General features: G+C 62.5%; 23 protein-coding genes. 18 read left to right on the top strand and 5 right to left on the bottom strand.

All coding sequences use genetic code 11. The features are described from left to right. Nucleotides 1–54 precede the first annotated feature (54 nt). The 5 genes from ACYG9Z_RS20670 (at nt 55) to ACYG9Z_RS20650 (ending at nt 6,054) form a co-directional block, all read left to right on the top strand. A complete protein-coding gene (locus ACYG9Z_RS20670) occupies nt 55–1,029 on the top strand; it encodes an ABC transporter substrate-binding protein (RefSeq protein ID WP_023716139.1) in 975 nt (324 codons plus the stop codon). Nucleotides 1,030–1,099: 70 nt separating this feature from the next. Next, complete coding sequence (locus tag ACYG9Z_RS20665) at nt 1,100–2,179, top strand: quaternary amine ABC transporter ATP-binding protein (protein WP_023752579.1); 1,080 nt, start codon at nt 1,100–1,102, stop codon at nt 2,177–2,179. Further along, nucleotides 2,176–4,155, top strand: a complete 1,980-nt coding sequence (locus ACYG9Z_RS20660) for an ABC transporter permease (RefSeq protein ID WP_023747951.1) — start codon at nt 2,176–2,178, stop codon at nt 4,153–4,155. Before ACYG9Z_RS20665 ends, ACYG9Z_RS20660 begins: the two co-directional genes overlap by 4 nt. A 7-nt stretch (nt 4,156–4,162) precedes the next feature. Further along, nucleotides 4,163–4,963: a hypothetical protein gene (locus tag ACYG9Z_RS20655; protein WP_023747952.1), complete on the top strand. Its 801-nt coding sequence runs from the start codon at nt 4,163–4,165 to the stop codon at nt 4,961–4,963. A 296-nt stretch (nt 4,964–5,259) separates the two neighbouring features. Further along, nucleotides 5,260–6,054 (top strand): hypothetical protein, encoded by a 795-nt coding sequence (locus tag ACYG9Z_RS20650; RefSeq protein ID WP_023747953.1) that lies wholly within the window; start codon nt 5,260–5,262, stop codon nt 6,052–6,054. A 41-nt stretch (nt 6,055–6,095) separates the two neighbouring features. Here ACYG9Z_RS20650 and ACYG9Z_RS20645 read toward each other — a convergent pair whose 3' ends face one another. Further along, the gene (locus ACYG9Z_RS20645) at nt 6,096–7,454 is read right to left on the bottom strand and encodes an NAD(P)-binding domain-containing protein (RefSeq protein WP_023747954.1); all 1,359 of its coding nucleotides are present in this window, start codon (nt 7,452–7,454) and stop codon (nt 6,096–6,098) included. A gap of 267 nt (nt 7,455–7,721) precedes the next feature. Here ACYG9Z_RS20645 and ACYG9Z_RS20640 point away from each other — a divergent pair, with 267 nt between their 5' ends. Both ACYG9Z_RS20640 and ACYG9Z_RS20635 read left to right on the top strand, forming a co-directional pair. Further along, complete coding sequence (locus tag ACYG9Z_RS20640) at nt 7,722–8,432, top strand: helix-turn-helix domain-containing protein (RefSeq protein ID WP_023687066.1); 711 nt, start codon at nt 7,722–7,724, stop codon at nt 8,430–8,432. Nucleotides 8,433–8,586: 154 nt separating this feature from the next. Next, nucleotides 8,587–8,958, top strand: coding sequence for an endonuclease domain-containing protein (locus ACYG9Z_RS20635; protein ID WP_023752578.1), 372 nt, complete (start codon nt 8,587–8,589; stop codon nt 8,956–8,958). A gap of 117 nt (nt 8,959–9,075) precedes the next feature. On the opposite strand, the gene ACYG9Z_RS20630 is transcribed toward ACYG9Z_RS20635, so the two are convergent. From ACYG9Z_RS20630 to ACYG9Z_RS20615, 4 genes are read right to left on the bottom strand one after another with little or no spacing between them, the layout of a single operon-like run. Then, nucleotides 9,076–10,116, bottom strand: a complete 1,041-nt coding sequence (locus tag ACYG9Z_RS20630) for a heme-dependent oxidative N-demethylase family protein (protein ID WP_023752577.1) — start codon at nt 10,114–10,116, stop codon at nt 9,076–9,078. A gap of 9 nt (nt 10,117–10,125) precedes the next feature. Further along, on the bottom strand, nt 10,126–11,091 hold the full coding sequence (locus ACYG9Z_RS20625) for a PDR/VanB family oxidoreductase (protein WP_023687064.1): 966 nt from the start codon (nt 11,089–11,091) through the stop codon (nt 10,126–10,128). Further along, entirely contained in the window at nt 11,088–11,684 is a 597-nt protein-coding gene (locus tag ACYG9Z_RS20620; RefSeq protein ID WP_023668542.1) for a dimethylamine monooxygenase subunit DmmA family protein, read from the bottom strand. The genes ACYG9Z_RS20625 and ACYG9Z_RS20620 overlap by 4 nt, the downstream gene beginning before the upstream one ends. A 42-nt stretch (nt 11,685–11,726) precedes the next feature. Then, complete coding sequence (locus tag ACYG9Z_RS20615) at nt 11,727–12,860, bottom strand: aminomethyltransferase family protein (RefSeq protein ID WP_023668543.1); 1,134 nt, start codon at nt 12,858–12,860, stop codon at nt 11,727–11,729. A 283-nt stretch (nt 12,861–13,143) separates the two neighbouring features. Here ACYG9Z_RS20615 and ACYG9Z_RS20610 point away from each other — a divergent pair, with 283 nt between their 5' ends. The 11 genes from ACYG9Z_RS20610 (at nt 13,144) to ACYG9Z_RS20560 (ending at nt 22,164) form a co-directional block, all read left to right on the top strand. Then, complete coding sequence (locus ACYG9Z_RS20610) at nt 13,144–13,431, top strand: hypothetical protein (protein ID WP_023668544.1); 288 nt, start codon at nt 13,144–13,146, stop codon at nt 13,429–13,431. Nucleotides 13,432–13,459: 28 nt separating this feature from the next. Beyond that, nucleotides 13,460–13,837: a hypothetical protein gene (locus ACYG9Z_RS20605; protein WP_023668545.1), complete on the top strand. Its 378-nt coding sequence runs from the start codon at nt 13,460–13,462 to the stop codon at nt 13,835–13,837. Between the two features lie 27 nt (nt 13,838–13,864). Then, nucleotides 13,865–14,026, top strand: coding sequence for a hypothetical protein (locus tag ACYG9Z_RS20600; protein ID WP_023668546.1), 162 nt, complete (start codon nt 13,865–13,867; stop codon nt 14,024–14,026). A 14-nt stretch (nt 14,027–14,040) separates the two neighbouring features. Then, nucleotides 14,041–15,435, top strand: coding sequence for an APC family permease (locus ACYG9Z_RS20595; RefSeq protein ID WP_023668547.1), 1,395 nt, complete (start codon nt 14,041–14,043; stop codon nt 15,433–15,435). Nucleotides 15,436–15,477: 42 nt separating this feature from the next. After that, the gene (locus tag ACYG9Z_RS20590; protein WP_023752576.1) at nt 15,478–16,167 is read left to right on the top strand and encodes a hypothetical protein; all 690 of its coding nucleotides are present in this window, start codon (nt 15,478–15,480) and stop codon (nt 16,165–16,167) included. Further along, the gene (locus ACYG9Z_RS20585; RefSeq protein WP_023752575.1) at nt 16,164–16,487 is read left to right on the top strand and encodes a hypothetical protein; all 324 of its coding nucleotides are present in this window, start codon (nt 16,164–16,166) and stop codon (nt 16,485–16,487) included. Before ACYG9Z_RS20590 ends, ACYG9Z_RS20585 begins: the two co-directional genes overlap by 4 nt. Nucleotides 16,488–16,571: 84 nt before the next feature. Then, entirely contained in the window at nt 16,572–17,468 is an 897-nt protein-coding gene (locus ACYG9Z_RS20580) for a class II glutamine amidotransferase (RefSeq protein WP_023668550.1), read from the top strand. 4 nt (nt 17,469–17,472) lie between these two features. Beyond that, complete coding sequence (locus ACYG9Z_RS20575) at nt 17,473–18,201, top strand: GltB/FmdC/FwdC-like GXGXG domain-containing protein (RefSeq protein WP_023668551.1); 729 nt, start codon at nt 17,473–17,475, stop codon at nt 18,199–18,201. Nucleotides 18,202–18,207: 6 nt separating this feature from the next. Further along, nucleotides 18,208–19,536 carry an FMN-binding glutamate synthase family protein gene (locus ACYG9Z_RS20570; RefSeq protein ID WP_023729272.1) on the top strand — a complete coding sequence of 443 codons (1,329 nt, stop codon included), beginning with the start codon at nt 18,208–18,210 and terminating at the stop codon, nt 19,534–19,536. Between the two features lie 30 nt (nt 19,537–19,566). Continuing rightward, the gene (glnT, locus tag ACYG9Z_RS20565; protein WP_023752574.1) at nt 19,567–20,874 is read left to right on the top strand and encodes a type III glutamate--ammonia ligase; all 1,308 of its coding nucleotides are present in this window, start codon (nt 19,567–19,569) and stop codon (nt 20,872–20,874) included. A 36-nt stretch (nt 20,875–20,910) separates the two neighbouring features. Next, a complete protein-coding gene (locus ACYG9Z_RS20560) occupies nt 20,911–22,164 on the top strand; it encodes a sarcosine oxidase subunit beta family protein (RefSeq protein ID WP_023752573.1) in 1,254 nt (417 codons plus the stop codon). Nucleotides 22,165–22,166: the final 2 nt, after the last annotated feature.

Below are 22,166 nucleotides of genomic sequence, written 5' to 3'. Positions count from 1 at the left end.
ACGCAAGAAGGGAACGGTCAAGAAATTTCCACATGGTTTGACAGGAGAACAAGCATGTCATTTCGCAGTGTGATTTCGAACCTATCAATGGCAGCCCTTGCACTCGCCGCCGCAAGTGCGCTTACATCACCGGTCCACGCAGCAGCACCTGAATCCAACGACCCGATCAAGATCGCGCTGTTCGACTGGACCAGCGTCAACCTCAACGCCAAGATCCTTGGCGGCATCCTCGAAAAGCTTGGCTACACCGTCGAGTATCCCACCGCCGACTACCTCTCCAGCCTGACCACCGGTCTCACCAATGGCGACCTCGATGTCGGCCTGGAGTTCTGGGACACGACGGCCGGCGAAGCGATGAAGGCTTCAGACGCCACCGGCCAGACCGAGCGGCTGGGCAAGCTCGGGCCGAAGGCCAAGGAGGAATGGTGGTTTCCCGAATATATGAAGGAGAAATGCCCCGGCCTGCCCAATTGGGAAGCGCTGAAGGACCCGAAATGCGCCGAGGCGTTCTCGACAGCGGAGACGGCGCCGAAGGGCCGCTATCTCGGCGGCCCGGTAACCTGGGAAGGCTTTGACGACGAGCGCGTCGAGGCGCTGAAGCTGCCCTTCACCGTCATCCATGCCGGCACCGACGCGGCGATGTTCGCCGAGTTGGACTCGGCCTATCAGCGCAAGGCGCCGATCATGCTGTGGATCTATTCGCCGCATTGGGCGCCGGCCAAGTACAAGGGCGAGTGGGTCGAATTCCCGGAGTATACGCCCGAGTGCTACACCGACCCGAAATGGGGCACCAACCCGGATGCCAAATATGATTGCGGCAAACCGCATGGCGAAATCTGGAAATACTCCTGGTCCGGCATGAAGGACAAATGGCCGGTCGCCTACAAGGTGGCCAAGGCGTACACGATCGACACCGATGAGCTCAACAAGATGAGCGGCGAGATCGACCTCGGCGGCAAGACGCCCGAAGATGTCGCCGCCGCCTGGATCGCCGCCCACGAAGCCGACTGGAAAGCCTGGGCGCAGTGATCGCCTGACTGGAAGCCAGACCCGGCCCTAGCGGCCGGGTCTTATCTCCATTTTCCAGAAGGACCATTGGATGACGGAAGCGACTGAACCGCAGGCAACTGGCACGCCGGAGGATGTGCGGCCGATAAAGCTTGCCTGCCGTAATGTCTGGAAACTGTTCGGATCGAACGCGGCCAGCTTCATCCGCGAGCGTGCCGGCAAGGCCAGCATGGCCGATGTCGCTGCCGCCGGACTGGTCGGCGCGGTGCGCGCCGTCGATCTCGAAATCCGCCAGGGCGAGATTTTCATCATCATGGGGCTGTCCGGCTCCGGCAAGTCGACGCTGGTGCGCTGCATGTCGCGGCTGGTCGAGCCGACCTACGGCAAGGTCGAATTCGAAGGCAACGACCTGCTCAAGATTTCCGATGCGGCGCTGATCGAACTGCGGCGTCATCGCATGGGTATGGTGTTCCAGAATTTTGCGCTGCTGCCGCATCTTAACGTGCTCGACAACATTGCCTTTCCCCTGAGCATCCAGGGCCAGGACCGACCGACGCGCGAAGCGAGAGCGCGGGAGGTGATCGATCTCGTGGGCTTACGCGGCCGCGAGCATTTCTATCCGCGCGAACTCTCCGGCGGCCAGCAGCAGCGCGTCGGCATCGCCCGCAGCCTCGCGACCAAGCCGGAGATCTGGTTCCTCGACGAACCGTTCTCGGCGCTTGACCCATTGATCCGCCGCGAGATGCAGGACGAGCTGATGCGGCTGCAGACCATGCTGCACAAGACCATCGTTTTCATCACCCATGATTTCGACGAGGCGATCAGGCTCGCCGACCGCATCGCCATCATGAAGGATGGTGAGGTCATCCAGACCGGCACGCCGGAACAGCTGGTTGTCAACCCAGCGACCGACTATGTCGCCGAATTCACCCGCGATGTCGACCGCGCCAAGGTGATTTCGGCGCGCAGCCTGATGCGTGCCTGCGATGGCGCCGAACATGGCGGCACGGTTTCGCCCGACGCCAGGATCGCCAGCTTCTCGGCCAGCATCGTCGCTTCGGGAAAACCGTTCGCGGTGGTCAACGGCAGCGGCAAGTCGATCGGCGAGGTGACGCCGCAAGCCGTTATCGGACTGCTGGCCGGCCTCGACAAACCGAGTGCCGGCGCATGATTGTGACGGCAAGCGCCAGCGAGACAAGAACGCCGGTTCAGCGCTGGCTGCTGGTCTGGGCGCTGGCACTTGCCGCCGTGCTCGCGGTGTTCCTGCTGCAGGACAGGCTGCCCTGGGCCGTCAACTATCCGGCCGAGGCGGTTATCCCGGTCGCCGACTGGGTCAGTGCGCTGATGCGCTGGATCAAGTCGAACTTGTCCTGGCTGACCCGCTCGATCACCGCGGTGCTCGGCGTTCCCCTCGATTTCGCGCTCGACCTGCTGGCCAAGAATTTCAAGATTGGTCACGGTGCCGATGCCTATGTCCTGCCGCGCCTGTCCTGGATCGGCGTCTGCGTAGCCGCCTTCATCGCCGGGCACGCCGTGGGCGGTAGAAAACTCGGCATGCTGGTCGGCGGCTGTTTCCTCTACACCGCGCTGTTCGGCCAATGGACCAGCGCCATGCTGACACTGGCACTGATTTCCATCGCGTTGCCGTTCTGCATCGTCACCGGCCTGTTCGCCGGCATCTGGGCGTGGCGCAAGCCATGGGCCGAGCGGCTGATCATCTCCCCTGCCCTCGATTTGATGCAGACCATCCCGACCTTCGCCTATCTCATCCCGATGCTGCTCCTGTTCGGCAACAGCCCGGTCTCGGCGATGATCGCCACCGCCATCTTCGCCACGCCGCCCATGGTGCGAGCAACGATGCTGGGTCTGTCGCGGGTGCCCTCCGAGATCGACGATTTCTCAGAGATGGCCGGCTGCACGGCGCGGCAGAAATTGTGGCGCGTGCTGCTGCCGTCGGCGCGGCCGACACTGATGATCGGCGTCAACCAGGTGATCATGCTGGCGCTGAACATGGTGATCATCGCCTCGATGATCGGCGCCGGCGGCCTCGGCTATGATGTGCTGCTGGCGCTGCGTGCGCTGAAGGTCGGCGAAGCGATGGAAGCCGGGCTCGCCATTGTGGCGCTCGCAATCGCGCTCGACCGGCTGAGCCAGGCGATCGCGCATAAGCAGGCAAAAGGCCACGTTCAACGGCAGGCGAACCAGAGCGTTTGGCGGCGCTATCCCAATCTGTCGCTGGCCATCGCCATCCTGGTCGTGACGACGCTGCTCGGCCTGTTCGTACCGGCCTTCGCGGCGGTGCCGAAGGCGATCACCTTCACCACTGCGCCACTGTGGAAGGCGGCGGTGAGCTGGGTGACGATCAACTTCTTCGACGTGATCGAAGCGTTTCGCGTGGCGCTCATCCTCAATGTACTGAACCCGCTGCGCGCCTTCTGCGAAGGCTTTCCGTGGCTCGGCGCGGTGGCCCTGCTCGGCCTCGCCGGCTACCAGTTCGGTGGCCTGCGTCTCGCCGCCCTCGTCGCCGCGCTGACCGCCTTCTGCGCCGTCACCGGCCTGTGGGAAAAGACCATGGCGACGGTTTATCTCTGCGGCATCTCGGCCTTCATCGCTTGCCTGATCGGCATCCCGATTGGCCTGATGGCCGCGCGCAGCGACCGCTTCGAAAAGATCGTCACGCCCATCATCGACACGCTGCAGGTGCTGCCGTCCTTCTGCTTTATCATTCCCGTGGTGATGCTGTTCCGCGTCGGCGACGTGACCGCCATGATCGCCACCGTCGCCTTCGCCGTGGTGCCGGCGATCCGCTACACCAATCACGGGATCCGGCAGGTGCCGCCGGCGCTGATCGAGGCGGCGAAGGTTTCCGGCTGCACGCCGCGCCAGACCTTCTTTCGGGTACAATTGCCACTGGCGCTTCCCGAAATCATGCTCGGCGTCAACCAGACGATCCTGATGGCGCTGGCGATGATCATCATCTGCGCCATGGTCGGCACACGCGACCTCGGCCAGGAAGTCTTCATCGCGCTGTCCAAGGCCGATTCCGGACGCGGCATTGTCGCGGGTCTCGCCATCGCTTTCATCGGCATCGTCGCAGACCGGCTGTTCAATGCCTGGACGGCGAAGGCGCGGGCAAGACTAGGATAATTGTTGAATGTCCAATCCCGGCGAACCGCCTTTTGCCGTACTCGTCTTCGACATGGCCAAGACCGGCGAGCCGGACGGGGAGCACGTAGTTTCGGGGTTTGAGACGCTGGAGGCGGCGACGTCCTACGCCATTGCGCGGGTTCGCGCCTCGGTGGAGGAGTTGCGCAAGCCCGGCATCGCCACTGCTGAGCTTCGCCAGCTCTGGCACTTCTATGGCGAAGACTGTTCGGTGCTGAACGCCGGAGTGCGCGGCAGCGATCTACTCGACGATTTCATTGCGACGCCGTCGATGCCGGCCGAATGCAACTGGCAAGTTCTCGCACCAAGGCTGCGCCGCTTCCGCGCCTCGCTACTGATCTCCAACGGCAACAACGAATCCGTCTGGGCGGGCGGCTTCTTTCGCTCGACCTACAGGCTGACGCGAGACGGCCTCCTCGAGCGCTTTGGCGACGACGCCATTGCCGCCTTCAAGGCCAAGGGGATCGAGCCGGCGGAGCCGACGAAGCTCATGGTCGCCAATTACTTCGAGCTGCCCGACCCGCCCTACCCGCCGCCAGGCGTGACGCTGCGATCCTGGAAGGTCGAGGTCGGTTTCGTCTGCCATGACGTGAAGTTCGGCGGCGACGCCGCCGGAATCTTCGCCTGGCCGCAAGAGCCCACCGACTGGGCGCTCAGAACCATGCAGCTCCTGCTGATGGCCGACATGATGGCCATGCGCGGCGATGGCCCCGACTGGGCCAACGACTGCGAGATACTAACCGCCAAAGTGACCGAGACGGAGGCGCCTCCCGACTATCCGCTGGATTGAAGTGATGATCATCACCTGCCCCGTGGCCGGCACACGCGATCTCGGCCAGGAAGTGTTCATCGCACGGTCCAGGGTCGCGGCATTGTCGCGGGCTGGCAACAACCTGCCATCAACATCATCGCGGTCGGTTTCCGACCCCTGAGCCGCGAAAGCTCAAGCACGGCTCGGATAGACGGTTTCGCCTCTTCTGGAGTTCGCCTCTTCTGGAAATGGCAGGCCGCGCTCCAGCTCTTGACTTTGGCGCATTTTCGCGCGGAAAGCTGCTTCATCCTCGACCAGCCTGAGCTTGCTGCCGAATGCCCGATCAGCGCGAACCGCCTTTTACTGTCGTCGTCTTCGACAAGGCCAAGACCGGCGAGCATGTGGTTTCGGGGTTTGAGACGTTGGATGCGGCTACGTCCTACGCGATTGCTCGGGTTCGCGCCTCGGTGGAAGAGCTGCGCAAGCCCGGCATCGCAGCAGCCGAGCTCCGGCGGCACTGGCATATCCATGGTGAGGATTGCACGGTGCTGAACGCCAATGTGCGCGGCAGCGATCTGCTTGAGGATTTCATCGCGACGCCGGGGACACCGGCCGAATGCGACTGGCGGGCGCTGGCGCCACGACTGCGCCGTTTCTACGCCGCTGTGAACGTCTTCAACAACGACGGCAAATCTATCCGGGTCAGCGGCTTTTTCCGCGCGACCTACCGGTTATGGCACGCTGGCCTGCTCGCAAGATTTGGCGACGACGCCATCGCCTCCTTCAAAGCCAAAGGCATCACGCCGGCAGTGCCGACGAGAGTCTCGGTCGACCATCACTTCGAGCAGCCCGATCCGCCGCGCCCGCCGCCCAGCGATATCAGGCCGTTGCTGTCCTGGAAGGTCGAGATCGATTTCGGCTGCACCGATGTGAGGTTCGGCGCCAAAACCGACGGCGTCTTCGCCTGGCCCGAGGAGCCGACCGGCCGGGCACTCAACGACATGACACATCTGCTGATGGCTGACAGGCTGTCTATGTACGGCACCGGCCCGGAGGGCGCCTATTATAGCGAATTGGTGTGGGTCAAGGTGACGGAGACCGATGCGGCTCCCGACTACCCTCTGAATTGAAACCGGGCCGGTGCCGGCGCATTGTTTTGCATCACGCCGACCTATTCCGCCGCGACGCCCTTTACCTGAAGATAGCTTTCCATCGAGTCGTCCAGCGCCTGCAGCCAGGGCGTATGGTGCAATGGCGCCATGGTGCCGGTCATCAGCGAGCGGTAGGCGTGGTCGCGAAAGCTCATAATGTCTTCCGCCTTGTGGTGCTCCCATTCCATGAAGGTTTGGTTGACCGCCTCGACGTCGAAACCGGGATAGTCGGTCTGGTCCATCAATTCCTTGGTGTAGTCGCCCTGGAACCAGATCATCTGCTCGGCGTCTTCCAGCGTCTCTTCGCGTGCCCGCCACTTGGCGCCGTGCTCGGCCATCGCCTGTACCGACGGCAGCTTGATACGGCCCATGATGACGTCGCGGGCGAACCAAGCCTGGGCGTCGAACATGTTGAAAGTGTAGAACTGGTCCTGCATGCCGATATAGGACAGTTTCGGGTTCTTCTCCCACACGACGCCCTCATAGAGCCCGTCCGGCCACATGCGATTGGCGGTCTTCAGTTTCAGCTCTTCCGTGAGGAACGGGAAGGAATGCAGGTAGCCGGTGCACAGGATGATGGCGTCGACGTCCTTGGTGGTGCCATCCTTGAAGTGCGCCGTCTTGCCGACGACCTTCTGCAGCAGCGGTACTTCCTTCCAGTTCTCCGGCCATTTGAACCCCATCGGTTTGGAGCGGTAGCTGGAAGTGATCGATCTGGCGCCGTATTTGTAGCACTGCGAGCCGATGTCCTCGGCAGAATAGGAGCGGCCGATGATCAGTATGTCCTTGCCCTTGAACTCCATGGCATCGCGGAAATCATGGCTGTGCAGGATACGGCCGTTGAACGTCGAAAAGCCTTCGAAATAGGGAACGTTGGGAACCGAGAAATGCCCTGAGGCAATGACGACATTGTCGAACTCCTCGGAGTAGGTGACGTCGTTCGTGCGGTCATGCGCGGTGACGGTGAATTTTCTCGTCTCGTCCGAGAAGGTGACCATGCGCACCGGGCTGTTGAAGCGCACCCATTTGCGCAGGCCTGATTTCTCGACGCGACCCTTGATGTAATCCCACAAAACGGCGCGCGGCGGGTAGGATCCGATCGGGCGGCCGAAATGCTCCTCGAACGTATAGTCGGCGAATTCCAGGCATTCCTTCGGTCCGTTCGACCAGAGGTAGCGGTACATCGAGCCGTGGACGGGGTCGCCATGCTCGTCGAGGCCGGTGCGCCAGGTGTAGTTCCACAGGCCGCCCCAGTCCGACTGCTTTTCGAAGCAGACGATTTCGGGGATCTCGGCGCCCTTGTCGGCAGCCGACTTGAAGGCCCTGAGCTGGGCCAGACCGGATGGCCCCGCTCCAATGACGGCAACGCGCGTTTTCATGGCAGGCCTCCCGGTGTCATTCGATTTTTGGAATTGCTCTTACGAAACAAATTTCACTCACAGGACAGTAATTGCCTCTTGGATGCTGTCAACAGGCCTTGTGGAGAAACCGCGTTTCGCCCCAGCGGATTTCCGGAAAAACGGATGACGGCGTAAATCCTGTTCGGACACCATTCGACTTAAGGGGCTTGCTGCGCGGTTGCGTTTCTGTATCGGCACCGAATATGTTCACCTGGAGTGAAATAATCATGGGGATTCGGAGGCGAGATGGCGAAGACAAGTTCCGATTCCAAGACTGCTTCGACAAGGGCAAAGCCACCGGCAAAGGCCTCCGTGGACGGAAAAACCATCCGCGCGCCGCTGACGCAGAATCCGCACGCCATTCGCGACACGCGCGAAAAAGTGCTGGAGGTGGCGATCGGGCGCGAGGTGCGCGCCTTCCGCAAGAAGCTCGGCATCACCGTCGCCGATCTCGCCGTCGCCACCGATATTTCGCTGGGCATGCTGTCGAAGATCGAGAACGGCATCACCTCGCCGTCGCTGACCACACTGCAGGCGCTGTCGAGGGCGCTCGGCGTTCCCGTCACCGCCTTCTTCCGCCGATTCGAGGAAGAGCGCAGCGCCGTCTTCGTCAAGGCCGGCGAAGGGCTAGATGTCGAACGCCGCGGCACCCGCGCCGGCCATCAATACAATCTGCTCGGCCATATCGGCTCCAACACCAGCGGCGTCGTCGTCGAGCCCTATCTGATTACGCTGACCGAGGATTCGGATGTGTTCCCGACCTTCCAGCATGAGGGCATGGAATTCCTCTATATGCTGGAGGGCGAGGTGGTGTACCGGCACGGCAGCAACCTCTATCCGATGAAGCCGGGCGACAGCCTGTTCTTCGACGCCGACGCGCCGCACGGGCCGGAGCAACTGACGAAACTTCCGATGCGGTATCTGTCGATTATTTGCTATCCGCAGAGCGCGGGGTAGGAGTTCGATCTTCCCTTGATCCTCTCGTGCGGAGATCAGTAGTGCCGCGACGGCCCCCCCTTTGCAACATCGGCGATCGGCGAAAGCCGACGTGACATCCGATCTCCCCACTTGAGGGGGAGATGTCCGGCAGGACAGAGGGGGGCGAACCGCGATGACGCATAATCTGGTTTCCGCCAACAACCGCCGCAATGCGCGCAGGATGCGCAAGGTGATGACCGATGCCGAACTCAAGCTTTGGAACGAGATCAGGGCACACAGGCTGATGGGACTGAAGTTTCGGCGCCAGATGCCTATCGATGGCCATATCGTCGATTTTGCGTGCCCGGACAAAAAGCTGATCATCGAGCTTGATGGTTCCCAGCATGGCCAAGCCGAAACGTCGGAATCGGACGTCGCAAGAACCGCCAAGTTTGAAGCTCTGGGCTGGACGGTCCTGCGCTTCTGGAACGACGATGTCATTCGCGATATCGACAATGTCTGCCAGCATGTCGTGATTGTGGCTGGGCTGAGCGACGCGCCGTGAGCTTCGCCGAAGCGCTGGGATGGACATTGGGCAAGGGCCGGCACTCTACGGCGCCCCCCTCTGCCCTGCCGGGCATCTCCCCCTCTTGGGGGGAGATCAGCAGCTTTGTGGGCATCTTTAGTCCGGCCCGAACCCCGGTGACGTAGCACTGCCATCATCCAGCTTCGACAGCCATTCGAGCAGCGTCGGCCGATACCGCGTCAGGCCCTTGTAGGTGGCCAGCTCTTCCGGCAAATCCCGGATCACCCGGTGCAGTCGTCTTGCCCATTTCGGCTGTGTCACCAGTTCGTCCATCTTGATGAGATAGCAGCGGATCGGGAAGACGATGCCGTTCGAGCGCGGCAGGCGCCAGAAGCTTTGCAGTTCGACGCGCAGATGCACCTTGTCGCCGACATTTTCGGGCGTCACCGTCGCGCGGTCCGGGCCCCATTTGTGGTAATTCTCCGGACTGGTGTCGAGGCGCGGGTTGATGGTCATCGTCCAGTTGAGACGCCGCGCCGGCTTGCCCTGCTGGATGTTGGTGAGGAACTTCAGCGCCCTGACGAAAATCCCCTTCTCATGCGCCAGCGGCACCGGCGCGTGCCATTCGAAGAAATTCATGCCGATGTCGAAATCGAGCGACCAGTCGGCCTGAGTGGTGACCATGCCGGCGTCCATCCAAAGATTGCCGTCGCGCTGATCGAGAATGCAGAAATCACCCTGGCTCTGGCGGGTGATGTACTCCATCGGCCCGTAAGGCAGTGTCGAGGTGTCGCCGAAGGTGAAGGTGTCGTCGATGCCGAGCGGCCGGTTGATCCAGCGCCAGCGGTCGCCGTCGCGGGTCAGGGTGAAATGCTCGGGATAGCCAAGTGCCTGTTGCTCCATCAAAAGTTCGAGCAGGTCCCAGCCGGCCAGCGTCATATGCGGCAGCGACTGGCAGCGCAGCGGATCGTCGGCCAGCACCAGTGCACGGTCCTGCATCTCGGCGACATAGTGCTCGTCGACGTCGATCAGGTTTTCCAGAACGCTGCCCTTGGGGCCAACCACATGCGGCTCGATGTTGACCGCATACATGTAGGCGTCTTCGTGGAACGGGAACGGAAACCGCCTGATGTGTTCCGGGCTGTTCCTGAAGGTGAAATCGTCGCGAAACGTTTCCTTGCGAAAGGTGATGCCCAAGCTGGCCTCCTATCTTTCCAGGACCAGCGACTTGCCTTCGAAGCGCGACACGCACGGCATGATCTTGCAGCCGGAACGATGGTCTTCCTCGCTGAGCCAGTGGTCGTTGTGGATGAACTTGCCGTCATACGAGACGACGTTGGTCTCGCACTGGCCGCAGACACCGCCGCGGCAGAGATAGGGCGGATCGACGCCGGCGGCCTCGATCGCTTCGAGCAGGCTCTGCTGCTCGCCGACGCGGATGGTCTTGCCGCTAACGGCAAGTGTGACGTCGAACGGCAGGCCGGGCTGGGGTGCCGCGAAATGCTCGTAGTGCACGGTCTCCGCCGGCCAGCCGAGAGCCGCAGCGCGCTCGCGCACCCAGTTGATCATGCCGGCCGGGCCGCAGACATAGAGATGGGTGCCGAGCGGCTGCGAGGACAAGAGACGGTCGAGTTCGATGCGCTCGTCGCGGTCGTCGTGATAGAGCCGGACGCGACGGCCATAGCGCTCCTGCAGCACATCGGCATAGGTGCCGAGCGAGGCGGTGCGGCAGGTGTAGTGCAGCTCGAAATTGCCGCCGGACCCGGCGAGCTGCGCGGTCTGCGCCATGAACGGCGTGATCCCGATGCCGCCGGCAAGCATCAGATGCTTCTTTGCCCTGAGGTCGAGCGAGAACAGATTGACGGGGTAGCTGACCACCATCTCCAGGCCAGGCTTGACGCTCCGGTGCATGAACAACGAGCCGCCGCGGCCGACATCGTCGCGGCGCACCGAGATGGTGTATTCGCGGGTGTCGAGCGGCGATCCCATCAGCGAATAGGGATTGAGCCTTGTGCGGTCGCCATCGCGCATCTCGACCACGACATGGGCGCCGCCGGAAAAGGTCGGCAAAAGCTCACCGTCACGGCGGCGGAAATGGAAGCGCGTCACCAGTTCGTTGACCGGGACGACGTCGCTGACGACGACATCGAGCTTGGTGGTGCCGGTGCTCATGGGAAGACCTCCTCTATGGGAGGGATCTCCGAGCGATCCTCGGCATTTATGCAGACGCCCTGGAATGCTGCCAGCCGTCGCGAATAATGATCGCGCACCAGAAGCAGCAGGCCGCAATGCGCGCAGGTGGCCGGCTGCGTCGTCACATTTTCGGTGATGCCTTTGCAATGCACGCACTGCATGCGCCGCGCCAATGAGCCGCGATGCTCGGTCTGCATGGAGGTATGATCGATGCCGGCTTCGAGCGCCACCTGCATGGCCTGGCCGATCAGCCCTTCGGTGCCGGCGAGATAGAGGCGCAGGCCCATATGCGCGTTGGCAAGCGTCTGCTTCAGCCGGGGCAGCAGGCTGGCGAAGGTTGGCGCGACATGAAATTGCGCGGACTTCAGTGCCTCAAGAGCGGCAACGTGCTTGCCGTCGGCCCCGGGAATGAAGACGATTTCGGCGCCGTCGAAGAAGCCGGGGGGCGCCGTCCTTGCCATATCGACGATCGCCAGCGCGCCTTCCGCATCCGCCACGAAAAGATGATGCTTGCCGGGCTGCGGGGACAGGGTTCCGTAAATGGGCCGGCTGATGATCGTTTTGGCTGCCATTCTCTACTTCGTACCTCGAAACCCCTCGCTGTCGATTGTGCCTCAGCCTTTCGCCGTGCGCTTGGTCTTTTTGGGATCGTCGAAGGGCAGAGGCTGCGCCGTCGCCCTGATCGAACCGCTCTTGTTGCGGATCTCGAGCTTGGTGTCCTTGACCGCGCAGTCGACGTCGAGGCGGGCGATGCCCATCGATTTCTCGACCAGCGGCGAATACATGGCGCAGGTGACCACGCCCACCTTTTTGCCGTCGCGATAGACCGGCGCGCCCTCATCCGCGGGTTGCTTGCCGTCGAGCAGCACGCCGTAGATCTTGAAGCGCTCCTTGCCCTTGAGGCGGTAATGCTCTTCGGCGCCGCGAAAGCCGGTCTTGCCGGGGCTGACGGTGAAGTCGAGGCCGAGCTCCCACAGCGTGTCGCCGGGGCCTTCGTTCTCGAACGGATATTTCTGCGAGTTGTCATAGGGATAAAACAGCAAATAACTTTCGACGCGCAGCATATCGAGCGTGGTGAAGCGGCACGGAATGATGCCGGCGCTCTTGCCCTCGTCGAGGATCCTGTCCCAGATCGTGCCGGCGTCCTGGCCGCGGCAGAATATCTCGTAGCCGCGCTCGCCGGTATAGCCGGTGCGCGAGATCATGACGGGAAAGCCGAACAGCTGCGTCTGCATATGATGGAAATAGTTGAGGTCGCGAATGCCCGGCACATGCTTTGAGAGATAGTCGACCGCGGTCGGTCCCTGCAGCGACAGGTCGTGCAGATTGTCGTCGAAGCGCAGCGATACGTCGCGGCCGACGGAAGCGCGCTGCAATTCCTCATGGCCGGTGCCGGAGCCGTGCACCACCATCCAGGCGTTCGGCCCGGTGCGGTAGAGGATGCAGTCGTCGGTGAATTTTCCGGCCTCGTTCAGCATGCAGGCATAGGCCGACTTGCCGGGATAGATCTTCTCCACGTCGCGCGTCGTTGCCAGGTCGATGAGGTGTGAGGCGTGCGGCCCGGTGATGTGAACCTTCTTCAGGCCCGACACATCCATCAGCCCGGCCCTGGTGCGGATGGCGGTGTATTCCTCGTCGGCGTCCTTGTCGTAGGTCCAGGCGGTGCCCATGCCGCTCCAGTCTTCGAGCTTCGAGCCTAACGCGCGATGGCGATCCGCCAGGGTCGAAAATCTCCAGGATGCCGTCATCCGCAAATCCTCCGTTCGAAAATTCTATTGTGTTCCCGGCTCCCTGCGCGAGGCGGGAGCATTTGGTCGAATATTGATCGCAAACGTCCTGATGCCGCAATACCCGGAAGCAAATAATTTCATTGTCAGGCAAAATTCGCGGCTGGGGACAAACGGTTAACCCAACGTAGAATCGGCTTGACAATTGCTGGATTCGGCCCGAATTTATGAAAAAAATTTCACTCTGTTGAAAGAGGGCAGCGGGCGGCCAATTCGGGGTCGGGCGCTGGAAAAGGGGAAACCGATGTCAGACCTGCAGCAGCGCATCGAAGCGCTGTACCGTTCCGACCTGCGCGGATCCGCGCTCCTGATCATCTGCCTTTGGGCGACGATCCTCTTCGTGCTTGTCATGACATGGCCCTACATCCCGGACACCGGGATCAAGATCGTCGTCGCTATCGCTGCCGCCGCCGTGCTGATCTTCAATACGGCCGCCATCCTGGCGATGGTCAATCACTACAAGGAAGACAAGGACTTCATCTACGGTCTCGACATCAAGAACGCCGACGCGGCCCGCAACCGCAAGTCCTGAAAACAGAACGTCCTGAGGGGTAGAAGTCATGTCGCGCTACACGCCGCCGGAACAAGGCAAGGCCGGGCAGATTTTCGATATCGTGGTCGTCGTGGTCGCCATTTTCGTGGCGCTGTGGCTGCCATTGAAACTCGGCCTGGCGGGTGCGGCGAAATCCATCGACGCGCTCGATGCCAAAACCTGGGAAGCGTTGGGACAGAACCCGACCATGGCCTCGATCTGGGAAAAGCTCGGCTATACGCCGGAGACCGCGCACGACATCATCCAGAACCGCTTCCACTACATCATCGACTGGCCGACGCTGATCATCATGGCGGCGGTGCTGATCGGCTATTTCGTCTTCCTGTTCCGCGCCTCCGACCGCGAATATCGCGACGTCATCAACGAAAAGTTCGACGACAAGTAACGCCAGAGATTTTGGGGAAGCACGCTCATGTGGGTCGCACTCTCTTACGCATCGTGGGGCATCTCGGTCGTGCTTGCGCTGTGGATGCTCTACGACTGGTTCAAGATCGACACGACCTATTCCGAGGAGGTGCTGACTTCCTCGCGCGAAGGCGAGCTTGAAGCCGCTTCCGAAAAACACCGGATCTGAGTGGGGATTGAACAATGACGATCACGCTTGAACCGGCAATACACGGCGACAGGGTTTCACTGCTACGCGTGCTCGGCCCGGCCCATGTCTGGGCGCTTGGCGTCGGCATCGTGCTGGTCGGCGAATTCACCGGCTGGAATTTCTCGGCCGACAAGGGCGGCGCACTGGCGGCGCTGATCGTCTGCTGGGTGGTCGGGCTCTTGTACACTTCGGTCGCCATGATCGACTCCGAGGTGACATCGACGGTTGCCGCCGCCGGCGGCCAATACGCGCAGGCCAAGCACATTGTCGGGCCGCTGATGGCCTTCAACGTCGCGCTGTTCCTGGTCTTTGCCTACACCATGCTGGAGGTTTCGGACGCCATCCTGCTCGGCGACACCATCGTCGCCAAGGCCGGCGTCGAAGGGCTCACCCACAACTCCTTCATTGCCGCCACCATCGTCGTGCTGGCATGGCTGAACTATCGCGGCGTGCTGATGACGCTCAACGTCAACTTCGTCATCACGGCGATAGCCTATGTCTCGATCGTTATCCTGTTCTTCTCGGTCAGCCCCTGGACGCAGGGTGCTGTGCTGAAGCTCAACGAACTGGTCACCCCCGGCAATGCGCTGCCCTATGGCTGGATCGGCGTCATCGCGGCCTTCCAGTTCGGCATCTGGTACTATCTCGGCATCGAAGGCACCACGCAGGCCGCCGAGGAAGTGCGCTCGCCGGCGCGTTCGCTGCCTTACGGCACCATGGCCGGCATGATCACGCTTTTGATCGCCGCCGCCATGACCTGGTATGTCTGCGCCTCGCTGATGCCCTGGGAGTACCTCGGTATCACCTATTATCCCTTGTGGGACGCCGGCAAGCTGACCGGCAGCCCGCTGCTGGAAAACCTGTTGTTCGTCGCCACGCTGCTCGCGGCACTGGCGTCGGCCAATGGCTGTATCAACGATGCGGCCCGCGCGTGGTTCTCGCTTGGACGCGACCGCTATCTGCCGACATGGTTCTCGGCCGTGCACCCGAAATACCGCACGCCCTATCGCTCGATCCTGTTCCTGTTGCCGATCGCGCTCGCCTTCGCCTTCATCGCCGACCTCAACCAGGCGATCACCTTCTCAATCCTGTCGGGCGTGCTGCAATACACCTTCATGAGCATAAACATCATGATGTTCCGCAAAAAGTGGCCGCTGGGCACGATCCGCCGCGGCTATACGCACCCGTTCCACCCGATCCCGGCGATCGTGCTGTTTTGCCTCTGCGTGGTGACCTTCTTTGCGATCTTCCTCGGCTACGGCACGCAGCTGATCGCCATGGTCGCCTTCTACTTCCTGATCTCGCTGTGGTTCCACTTCTACCGTTACCGCTATGTGCGCCGCGGCGACCAGTTCACCATGCCGTGGCCGAAGCCGCAGGGCTATTGACAGGAGAGGGCCTGCCGGTCTGGGCGGGCATGGCGTGACGAGGTGTCTGACGTGACGACAGCATTGCTGGCCGGGGCGGTCGCCGTGGCTCTCGTCCTGCACCTCGCCTGGCATACGCGCGCCAGCCGCAAAAAGGCCAAGGCTGATCTTGCAGCCGAGGCAGCCAGCATCCGGACCGTCATCACAGATGCCGTTGATGTCTCCGATGGCACAGCCGGCGTTGTCACCTGGGCGGGTTCGTGGAACGGACAGCGCGTGCAGCTGCGCACCATCGTCGACACGCTGGCGACGCGAAAGCTGCCGGCGCGATGGTTGAGTGTCACGATCACAGAGCCGGTTGCGGTGCCGGCGACCTTCGACATGATGATGCGGCCGGGCTCGCCGACGACCTTCTCCAATTTCGATCATCTTCAGCATACGCTGCCGAAGGCTCCGGGATTTCCGGCTGAAGCCGTGCTGCGAACCGACCTCAGGGCGGCGCGCTTTCCGCAGAACCTGATCGCCAGCCATCTCGACATCTTTGCCGAAGGCCGCGCCAAGGAACTCTTGATCACCCCGAACGGCGTGCGCATCGTCTGGCTGCTGGCCGAGGCCGAACGGGCGCGCTACGGCGTGTTCCGGCAGGCTGCATTCGGCGGCACAAGGCTGGATCCGGCGCTGGTCGAGAGGTTGCTCACCTCAGCCTCGGGGCTGCGCGACGCCATCAACAGACAGGAAAGGCAGGTGGCATGAACGCCCCCCTACCCCCACCGGCAAACCCCTATCTCGTGCTCGGCGCCGCAATCGTCTTGCCGGCCAGCGGCCACGTCATTCTGGGCGTGCCTGTGCGCGGCCTGCAATTCCTGTTCTTCATGGTGATCCTCGCCTGGGTGACAGCCAAGATCGCGCCGGCCGACGCCAGCTTCGTCGGCCGCCACGCCGGCGGCTTCCTGATCTATGCGCTGTCGATCCTCGACGCCTACAAAATCGCCCGCATCCGCACCGCTACATGGGTTCACAGCGCCCGCGACGGCAGCGATAGTGCACCAAGCGGCATCGAACCGCATACGTAACTACAGGAATATTTTTTTCATAAGATTGAATTCGCACGACGCATTCGATACATCATCGTCTAGTGGTAACGCCGGGAGGCTGACATGTGTGGAATCGTCGGACTTTTTCTGAAAGACAAGTCGCTTGAGCCGCAGCTCGGCTCGATGCTGTCGCAGATGCTGATATCGCTCAGCGATCGCGGCCCCGACAGCGCCGGCATTGCCATCTATGGCGCGCCTTCCAGGAATGAAGCCAAGATCACCATCCAGTCCGCGAAGCCCGAGCGCGATTTCCGCGGCCTCGACGCCGAACTCGCGAAGGCCATCGGCGCGCCGGTGAGCATAGCGGTGAAGTCCACCCATGCAGTGTTGAGAACCGCGCCCGACAAGGTCGATGCCGCGCGCGAAGCGCTGCAGTCAATCCGCCCCGACGTGCGCATCATGGGCGCCGGCGAAGCGGTGGAAATCTACAAGGAAGTCGGTCTGCCGGAAGCGGTCGTCGACCGCTTCGACGTCCGCTCGATGACCGGCACGCATGGCATCGGCCATACCCGCATGGCGACGGAATCGGCCGTCACCACTATGGGCGCGCATCCGTTCTCGACCGGCGCCGACCAGTGCCTGGTGCACAATGGCTCGCTGTCCAACCACAATAATGTGCGGCGTGAGCTGGTGCGGGAGGGCATGAAATTCGAGACCGAGAACGACACCGAGGTCGCCGCCGCCTATCTCTCCTCGCAGATGGCGCATGGCAAGAACCTCGGCGAGGCGCTGGAAGGCACGCTGTCCGACCTCGACGGCTTCTTCACCTTCGTCGTCGGCACCAAGAACGGTTTCGGCGTGGTGCGCGATCCGATCGCCTGCAAGCCCGCCGTCATGGCCGAGACCGACCAGTATGTCGCCTTTGGCTCGGAATATCGGGCGCTGACCAAGCTGCCCGGCATAGACAATGCGAGGGTCTGGGAGCCGGAACCCGCAACCGTCTATTTCTGGGAGCATTGAGCCCATGCCGGCAACCAAACTTTCGAAGGCGGCGCAAGACCAGGCGTCCCGGGTCTTCGATCTTGATGTGTCGTCGCTGCGCGAGCTCAACCAGGCGCTTCACAATCTGACGCCCGGCTCCAACGAAACGGCGTGGGAAGTGCTGCACCCGAAGGGCAGCCATTCGGTTGCGGTCGGCGTCGACCAGCCTGTCAGCATCGATGTGCGCGGCAGCGTCGGCTACTACTGCGCCGGGATGAATGACGGCGCTGCCATCACCGTGCACGGCTCGGCCGGACCTGGCGTCGGCGAAAACATGATGTCGGGCTCGATCGTCATCAAGGGCGACGCCAGCCAGTATGCCGGCGCCACCGGCAAGGGCGGGCTGCTCGTCATCGAGGGCAACGCCTCGTCGCGCTGCGGCATCTCGATGAAGGGCATCGACATCGTCGTGCACGGCAATATCGGCCACATGTCGGCCTTCATGGCGCAGTCCGGCAATCTGGTGGTGCTGGGCGATGCCGGCGACGCACTTGGCGATTCCATCTACGAAGCGCGGCTGTTCGTGCGCGGCAAGGTCGAAAGCCTGGGCGCCGACTGCATCGCCAAGGAGATGCGGCCCGAGCATATCGAACTGCTGCAGGGACTGCTCGACCGCGCCGGCGTCACCGGCGTCAAGCCGTCGGAATTCAAGCGCTACGGCTCGGCGCGCACGCTCTACAATTTCAATATCGACAACGCCGACGCGTATTGAGGCAGCATGACCTACAAGAACCCGCCGACGACGCCGCGCAAATCCGCGACCTTCGACGACTACACGCTTTCCGAAATCCGCCGCGCCGCGGCGACCGGCATCTATGACATCAGGGGCGCCGGGGCCAAGCGCAAGCTGCCGCATTTCGACGATCTGCTGTTCCTCGGCGCCTCGATCTCGCGCTATCCGCTGGAAGGCTATCGCGAGCGGTGCGACACGTCGGTGGTGCTGGGCTCGCGCTATGCCAAGAAGCCGATCGAGCTGAAAATCCCGATCACCGTTGCCGGCATGAGCTTCGGGTCGCTGTCCGGCCCGGCCAAGGAAGCGCTCGGCCGTGGCGCCACACTCTCAGGCACGTCGACCACCACCGGCGACGGCGGCATGACCGAGGAAGAGCGCGGCCATTCCAAGCAACTGGTCTACCAGTACCTGCCGTCGCGCTACGGCATGAACCCCAGGGATTTGCGCCGCGCCGACGCCATCGAAGTGGTCGTTGGCCAGGGCGCCAAGCCGGGCGGTGGCGGCATGCTGCTTGGCCAGAAAATCTCCGACCGCGTTGCCGAAATGCGCACGCTGCCGAAAGGCATCGACCAGCGTTCGGCCTCGCGCCATCCCGACTGGACCGGGCCGGACGATCTCGAGATCAAGATCCTCGAACTGCGCGAGATCACCGACTGGGAAAAGCCGATCTACGTCAAAGTCGGCGGCGCCCGCCCCTATTATGACACAGCACTTGCGGTGAAGGCCGGCGCCGATGTCGTCGTGGTCGACGGCATGCAGGGCGGCACGGCGGCCACCCAGGAAGTATTCATCGAAAATGTCGGCCAGCCGACGCTTGCCTGCATCAGGCCGGCAGTGCAGGCGCTGCAGGATCTCGGCATGCACCGCAAGGTGCAGCTGATCGTCTCCGGAGGCATCCGCAACGGCGCCGACGTCGCCAAGGCGCTGGCGCTCGGCGTCGACGCGGTGTCGATCGGCACGGCAGCGCTGGTCGCACTCGGCGACAACGATCCGCGCTGGGAGGCGGAGTACAATGCGCTCGGCACCACCGCCGGCGCCTATGACGACTGGCACGAGGGTCGCGACCCCGCGGGCATCACCACGCAGGACCCGGAACTGATGAAGCGGGTCGATCCGATCGCCGCCGGACGGCGGCTGGCGAACTACCTCAAGGTGATGACGCTGGAGGCGCAGACCATTGCGCGTGCCTGCGGCAAGAACAGCCTGCACAATCTCGAGCCCGAGGATCTCGTAGCCCTCACCATCGAAGCCGCCGCCATGGCCGGCGTGCCGCTGGCCGGCACCAACTGGATACCGGGGAAAAACGGCTTCTAAAAAACACATCAAAATAAGCGAGGAACTATAATGGGGAACGATCTCGCCGCATTCGCCAAAGAGAACGGCGTCAAATATTTCATGATTTCCTACACCGACCTGTTCGGCGGCCAGCGCGCCAAGCTGGTGCCGGCGCAGGCGATCGCCGACATGCAGAAGGACGGCGCCGGCTTCGCCGGTTTCGCCACTTGGCTCGACCTGACGCCGGCGCATCCTGATATGCTGGCGGTGCCGGATTCGGATTCGGTGATCCAGCTGCCGTGGAAGCGCGATGTCGCGTGGGTCGCCGCCAACTGCATCATGGACGACAAGGAAGTCGAGCAGGCGCCACGCAACACGCTGCGCCGGCTGATTGCGGAAGCCGCCACTGACGGTATGCATGTCAAGACCGGCGTCGAGGCTGAGTTCTTCCTGATCTCGCCGGACGGCAGCGTAATCTCCGACAAATACGACACGGCTTCAAAACCCTGCTACGACCAACAAGCGGTGATGCGCCGCTACGATGTCATCGCCGAGATCTGCGACCACATGCTGGCGCTGGGCTGGAGCCCCTACCAGAACGACCATGAGGACGCCAACGGCCAGTTCGAGATGAACTGGGCCTTCGACGATGTGCTCGCCACCGCCGACAAGCACTCCTTCTTCAAGTTCATGGTCAAGTCGGTGGCCGAGAAACACGGCCTGCGCGCGACCTTCATGCCAAAGCCCTTCCAGGGCCTGACCGGCAATGGCTGCCACGCCCATATTTCGGTGTGGGACAAGGCCGGCAAGGTCAACGTCTTTGCCGATAATGCGATGGAGCTCGGCCTGTCGGCCAAGGGCAAGAATTTCCTCGGCGGCATCATGAAACATGCCTCGGCGCTGGCCGCCATCACCAACCCGACGGTGAACTCCTACAAACGCATCAACGCGCCGCGCACCATTTCGGGCGCCACCTGGGCGCCGAACACGGTGACCTGGACCGGAAACAACCGCACCCACATGGTGCGCGTGCCCGGCCCCGGCCGCTTCGAGCTGCGGCTGCCGGATGGCGCCGCAAACCCTTATCTGCTGCAGGCCGTCATCATTGCCGCTGGTCTCGACGGCATCCGCTCCAAGGCCGATCCCGGCAAGCGCTACGACATCGACATGTACCAGAACGGCCACACGGTGAAAGGCGCGCCGAAGCTGCCGCTCAATCTGCTCGACGCGCTTCGCGAATACGACAAGGACAAATCGCTCAAGGCGGCGCTGGGTGAGGAATTCTCGTCGGCTTATCTAAAGCTGAAGCACCAGGAATGGAATTCCTATGCTTCGCACTTCACGCAATGGGAGCGCGACCACACGCTGGACATATAATCGTCCCAGCTGTGCGAGCGACCTCGGAATGACCTGATGAAATATTCGATCTTCTCGCTCGCCCGTGCTGCCCTTTCCGGCCACAAGAATTGGCAGCGCACCTGGCGCGATGCGGCGCCCAAGGACCACTACGATGTGGTGATCATCGGCGGCGGCGGCCATGGGCTCGCCACCGCCTGGTTCCTCGCCAGCGAGTTCGGCATCAGAAACGTCGCCGTGCTGGAAAAGGGCTGGATCGGCTCCGGCAATGCCGGCCGCAACACCACCATCATCCGTTCCAATTACGGCCTGCCCGGCAATACCGGCTTCTACGAGCTTTCGATGAAGCTTTGGGAGCGGATGGAGCAGGACCTCAACTATAACGCCATGGTCAGCCAGCGCGGCGTCCTCAACCTCTATCATTCCGACGCGCAGCGCGACGCTTATGCGCGGCGCGGCAACACCATGCGCATCAATGGCATCGATGCCGAACTGCTCGACCAGGCGGCGCTGAAGAAGATGCTGCCGTTCCTGAATTTCGACCATGCGCGCTTTCCCGTGCAGGGCGGCCTCCTGCAGCGCCGCGGCGGCACCGCGCGGCATGACGCGGTGGTCTGGGGCTATGCCCATGCGGCGAGCGAACTCGGCGTCGACATCATCCAGAACTGCGAGGTCACCGGCTTTGTCCGGGACGGCAACGGCAAGGTGACTGGCGTCGAGACGTCGCGTGGAAAAATTGGCGCCGGCAAGGTCGGCATGGCGGTCGCCGGGTCCTCCTCGCGCGTCGCCGCGATGGCGGGCCTGCGCCTGCCGATCGAAAGCCATGTGCTGCAGGCTTTCGTCTCGGAGGCGATCAAGCCGCTCATCCCCGGCGTCATGACCTTCGGCGCCGGGCATTTCTATGTCAGCCAGTCCGACAAGGGCGGGCTGGTCTTCGGCGGCGACATCGATGGCTACAATTCCTACGCCCAGCGCGGCAATTTGCCTGTCATGGAAGATGTCTGCGAAGGCGGCATGGCGCTGATCCCGATGATCGGCCGCGTGCGGCTTCTGCGCCAGTGGGGCGGCATCATGGACATGTCGATGGATGGCTCGCCGATCATCGACAAGACACCGGTCGACGGGCTCTACCTCAACGCCGGCTGGTGTTATGGCGGCTTCAAGGCGACGCCCGGTTCCGGCTTCGTCTTTGCCCATCTTCTGGCGCGTGACGAAACGCACAAGGAGGCGGCGCTGTTTCGGCTCGACCGCTTCCAGCGCGGCGCCATGATCGACGAAAAGGGCCAAGGCGCCCAACCGAACCTGCATTGAGG

The organism is Mesorhizobium sp. RSR380A, assembly GCF_054719385.1.
The sequence above is the reverse complement of the archived record's forward strand: the minus strand, read 5'-3'. Positions and strand labels throughout refer to the sequence as shown.

Coding starts and splice junctions, on each gene's coding strand:
- ACYG9Z_RS20570 (WP_023729272.1), top strand. CDS start 18,208: ATGACCTACAAGAACCCGCCGACGACGCCGCGCAAATCCGCGACCTTC.
- ACYG9Z_RS20580 (WP_023668550.1), top strand. CDS start 16,572: ATGTGTGGAATCGTCGGACTTTTTCTGAAAGACAAGTCGCTTGAGCCG.
- glnT (WP_023752574.1), top strand. CDS start 19,567: ATGGGGAACGATCTCGCCGCATTCGCCAAAGAGAACGGCGTCAAATAT.
- ACYG9Z_RS20660 (WP_023747951.1), top strand. CDS start 2,176: ATGATTGTGACGGCAAGCGCCAGCGAGACAAGAACGCCGGTTCAGCGC.
- ACYG9Z_RS20620 (WP_023668542.1), bottom strand. CDS start 11,684: ATGGCAGCCAAAACGATCATCAGCCGGCCCATTTACGGAACCCTGTCC.
- ACYG9Z_RS20560 (WP_023752573.1), top strand. CDS start 20,911: ATGAAATATTCGATCTTCTCGCTCGCCCGTGCTGCCCTTTCCGGCCAC.
- ACYG9Z_RS20585 (WP_023752575.1), top strand. CDS start 16,164: ATGAACGCCCCCCTACCCCCACCGGCAAACCCCTATCTCGTGCTCGGC.
- ACYG9Z_RS20655 (WP_023747952.1), top strand. CDS start 4,163: ATGTCCAATCCCGGCGAACCGCCTTTTGCCGTACTCGTCTTCGACATG.
- ACYG9Z_RS20650 (WP_023747953.1), top strand. CDS start 5,260: ATGCCCGATCAGCGCGAACCGCCTTTTACTGTCGTCGTCTTCGACAAG.
- ACYG9Z_RS20625 (WP_023687064.1), bottom strand. CDS start 11,091: ATGAGCACCGGCACCACCAAGCTCGATGTCGTCGTCAGCGACGTCGTC.
- ACYG9Z_RS20640 (WP_023687066.1), top strand. CDS start 7,722: ATGGCGAAGACAAGTTCCGATTCCAAGACTGCTTCGACAAGGGCAAAG.
- ACYG9Z_RS20610 (WP_023668544.1), top strand. CDS start 13,144: ATGTCAGACCTGCAGCAGCGCATCGAAGCGCTGTACCGTTCCGACCTG.
- ACYG9Z_RS20575 (WP_023668551.1), top strand. CDS start 17,473: ATGCCGGCAACCAAACTTTCGAAGGCGGCGCAAGACCAGGCGTCCCGG.
- ACYG9Z_RS20595 (WP_023668547.1), top strand. CDS start 14,041: ATGACGATCACGCTTGAACCGGCAATACACGGCGACAGGGTTTCACTG.
- ACYG9Z_RS20665 (WP_023752579.1), top strand. CDS start 1,100: ATGACGGAAGCGACTGAACCGCAGGCAACTGGCACGCCGGAGGATGTG.
- ACYG9Z_RS20670 (WP_023716139.1), top strand. CDS start 55: ATGTCATTTCGCAGTGTGATTTCGAACCTATCAATGGCAGCCCTTGCA.
- ACYG9Z_RS20615 (WP_023668543.1), bottom strand. CDS start 12,860: ATGACGGCATCCTGGAGATTTTCGACCCTGGCGGATCGCCATCGCGCG.
- ACYG9Z_RS20600 (WP_023668546.1), top strand. CDS start 13,865: ATGTGGGTCGCACTCTCTTACGCATCGTGGGGCATCTCGGTCGTGCTT.
- ACYG9Z_RS20645 (WP_023747954.1), bottom strand. CDS start 7,454: ATGAAAACGCGCGTTGCCGTCATTGGAGCGGGGCCATCCGGTCTGGCC.
- ACYG9Z_RS20635 (WP_023752578.1), top strand. CDS start 8,587: ATGACGCATAATCTGGTTTCCGCCAACAACCGCCGCAATGCGCGCAGG.
- ACYG9Z_RS20605 (WP_023668545.1), top strand. CDS start 13,460: ATGTCGCGCTACACGCCGCCGGAACAAGGCAAGGCCGGGCAGATTTTC.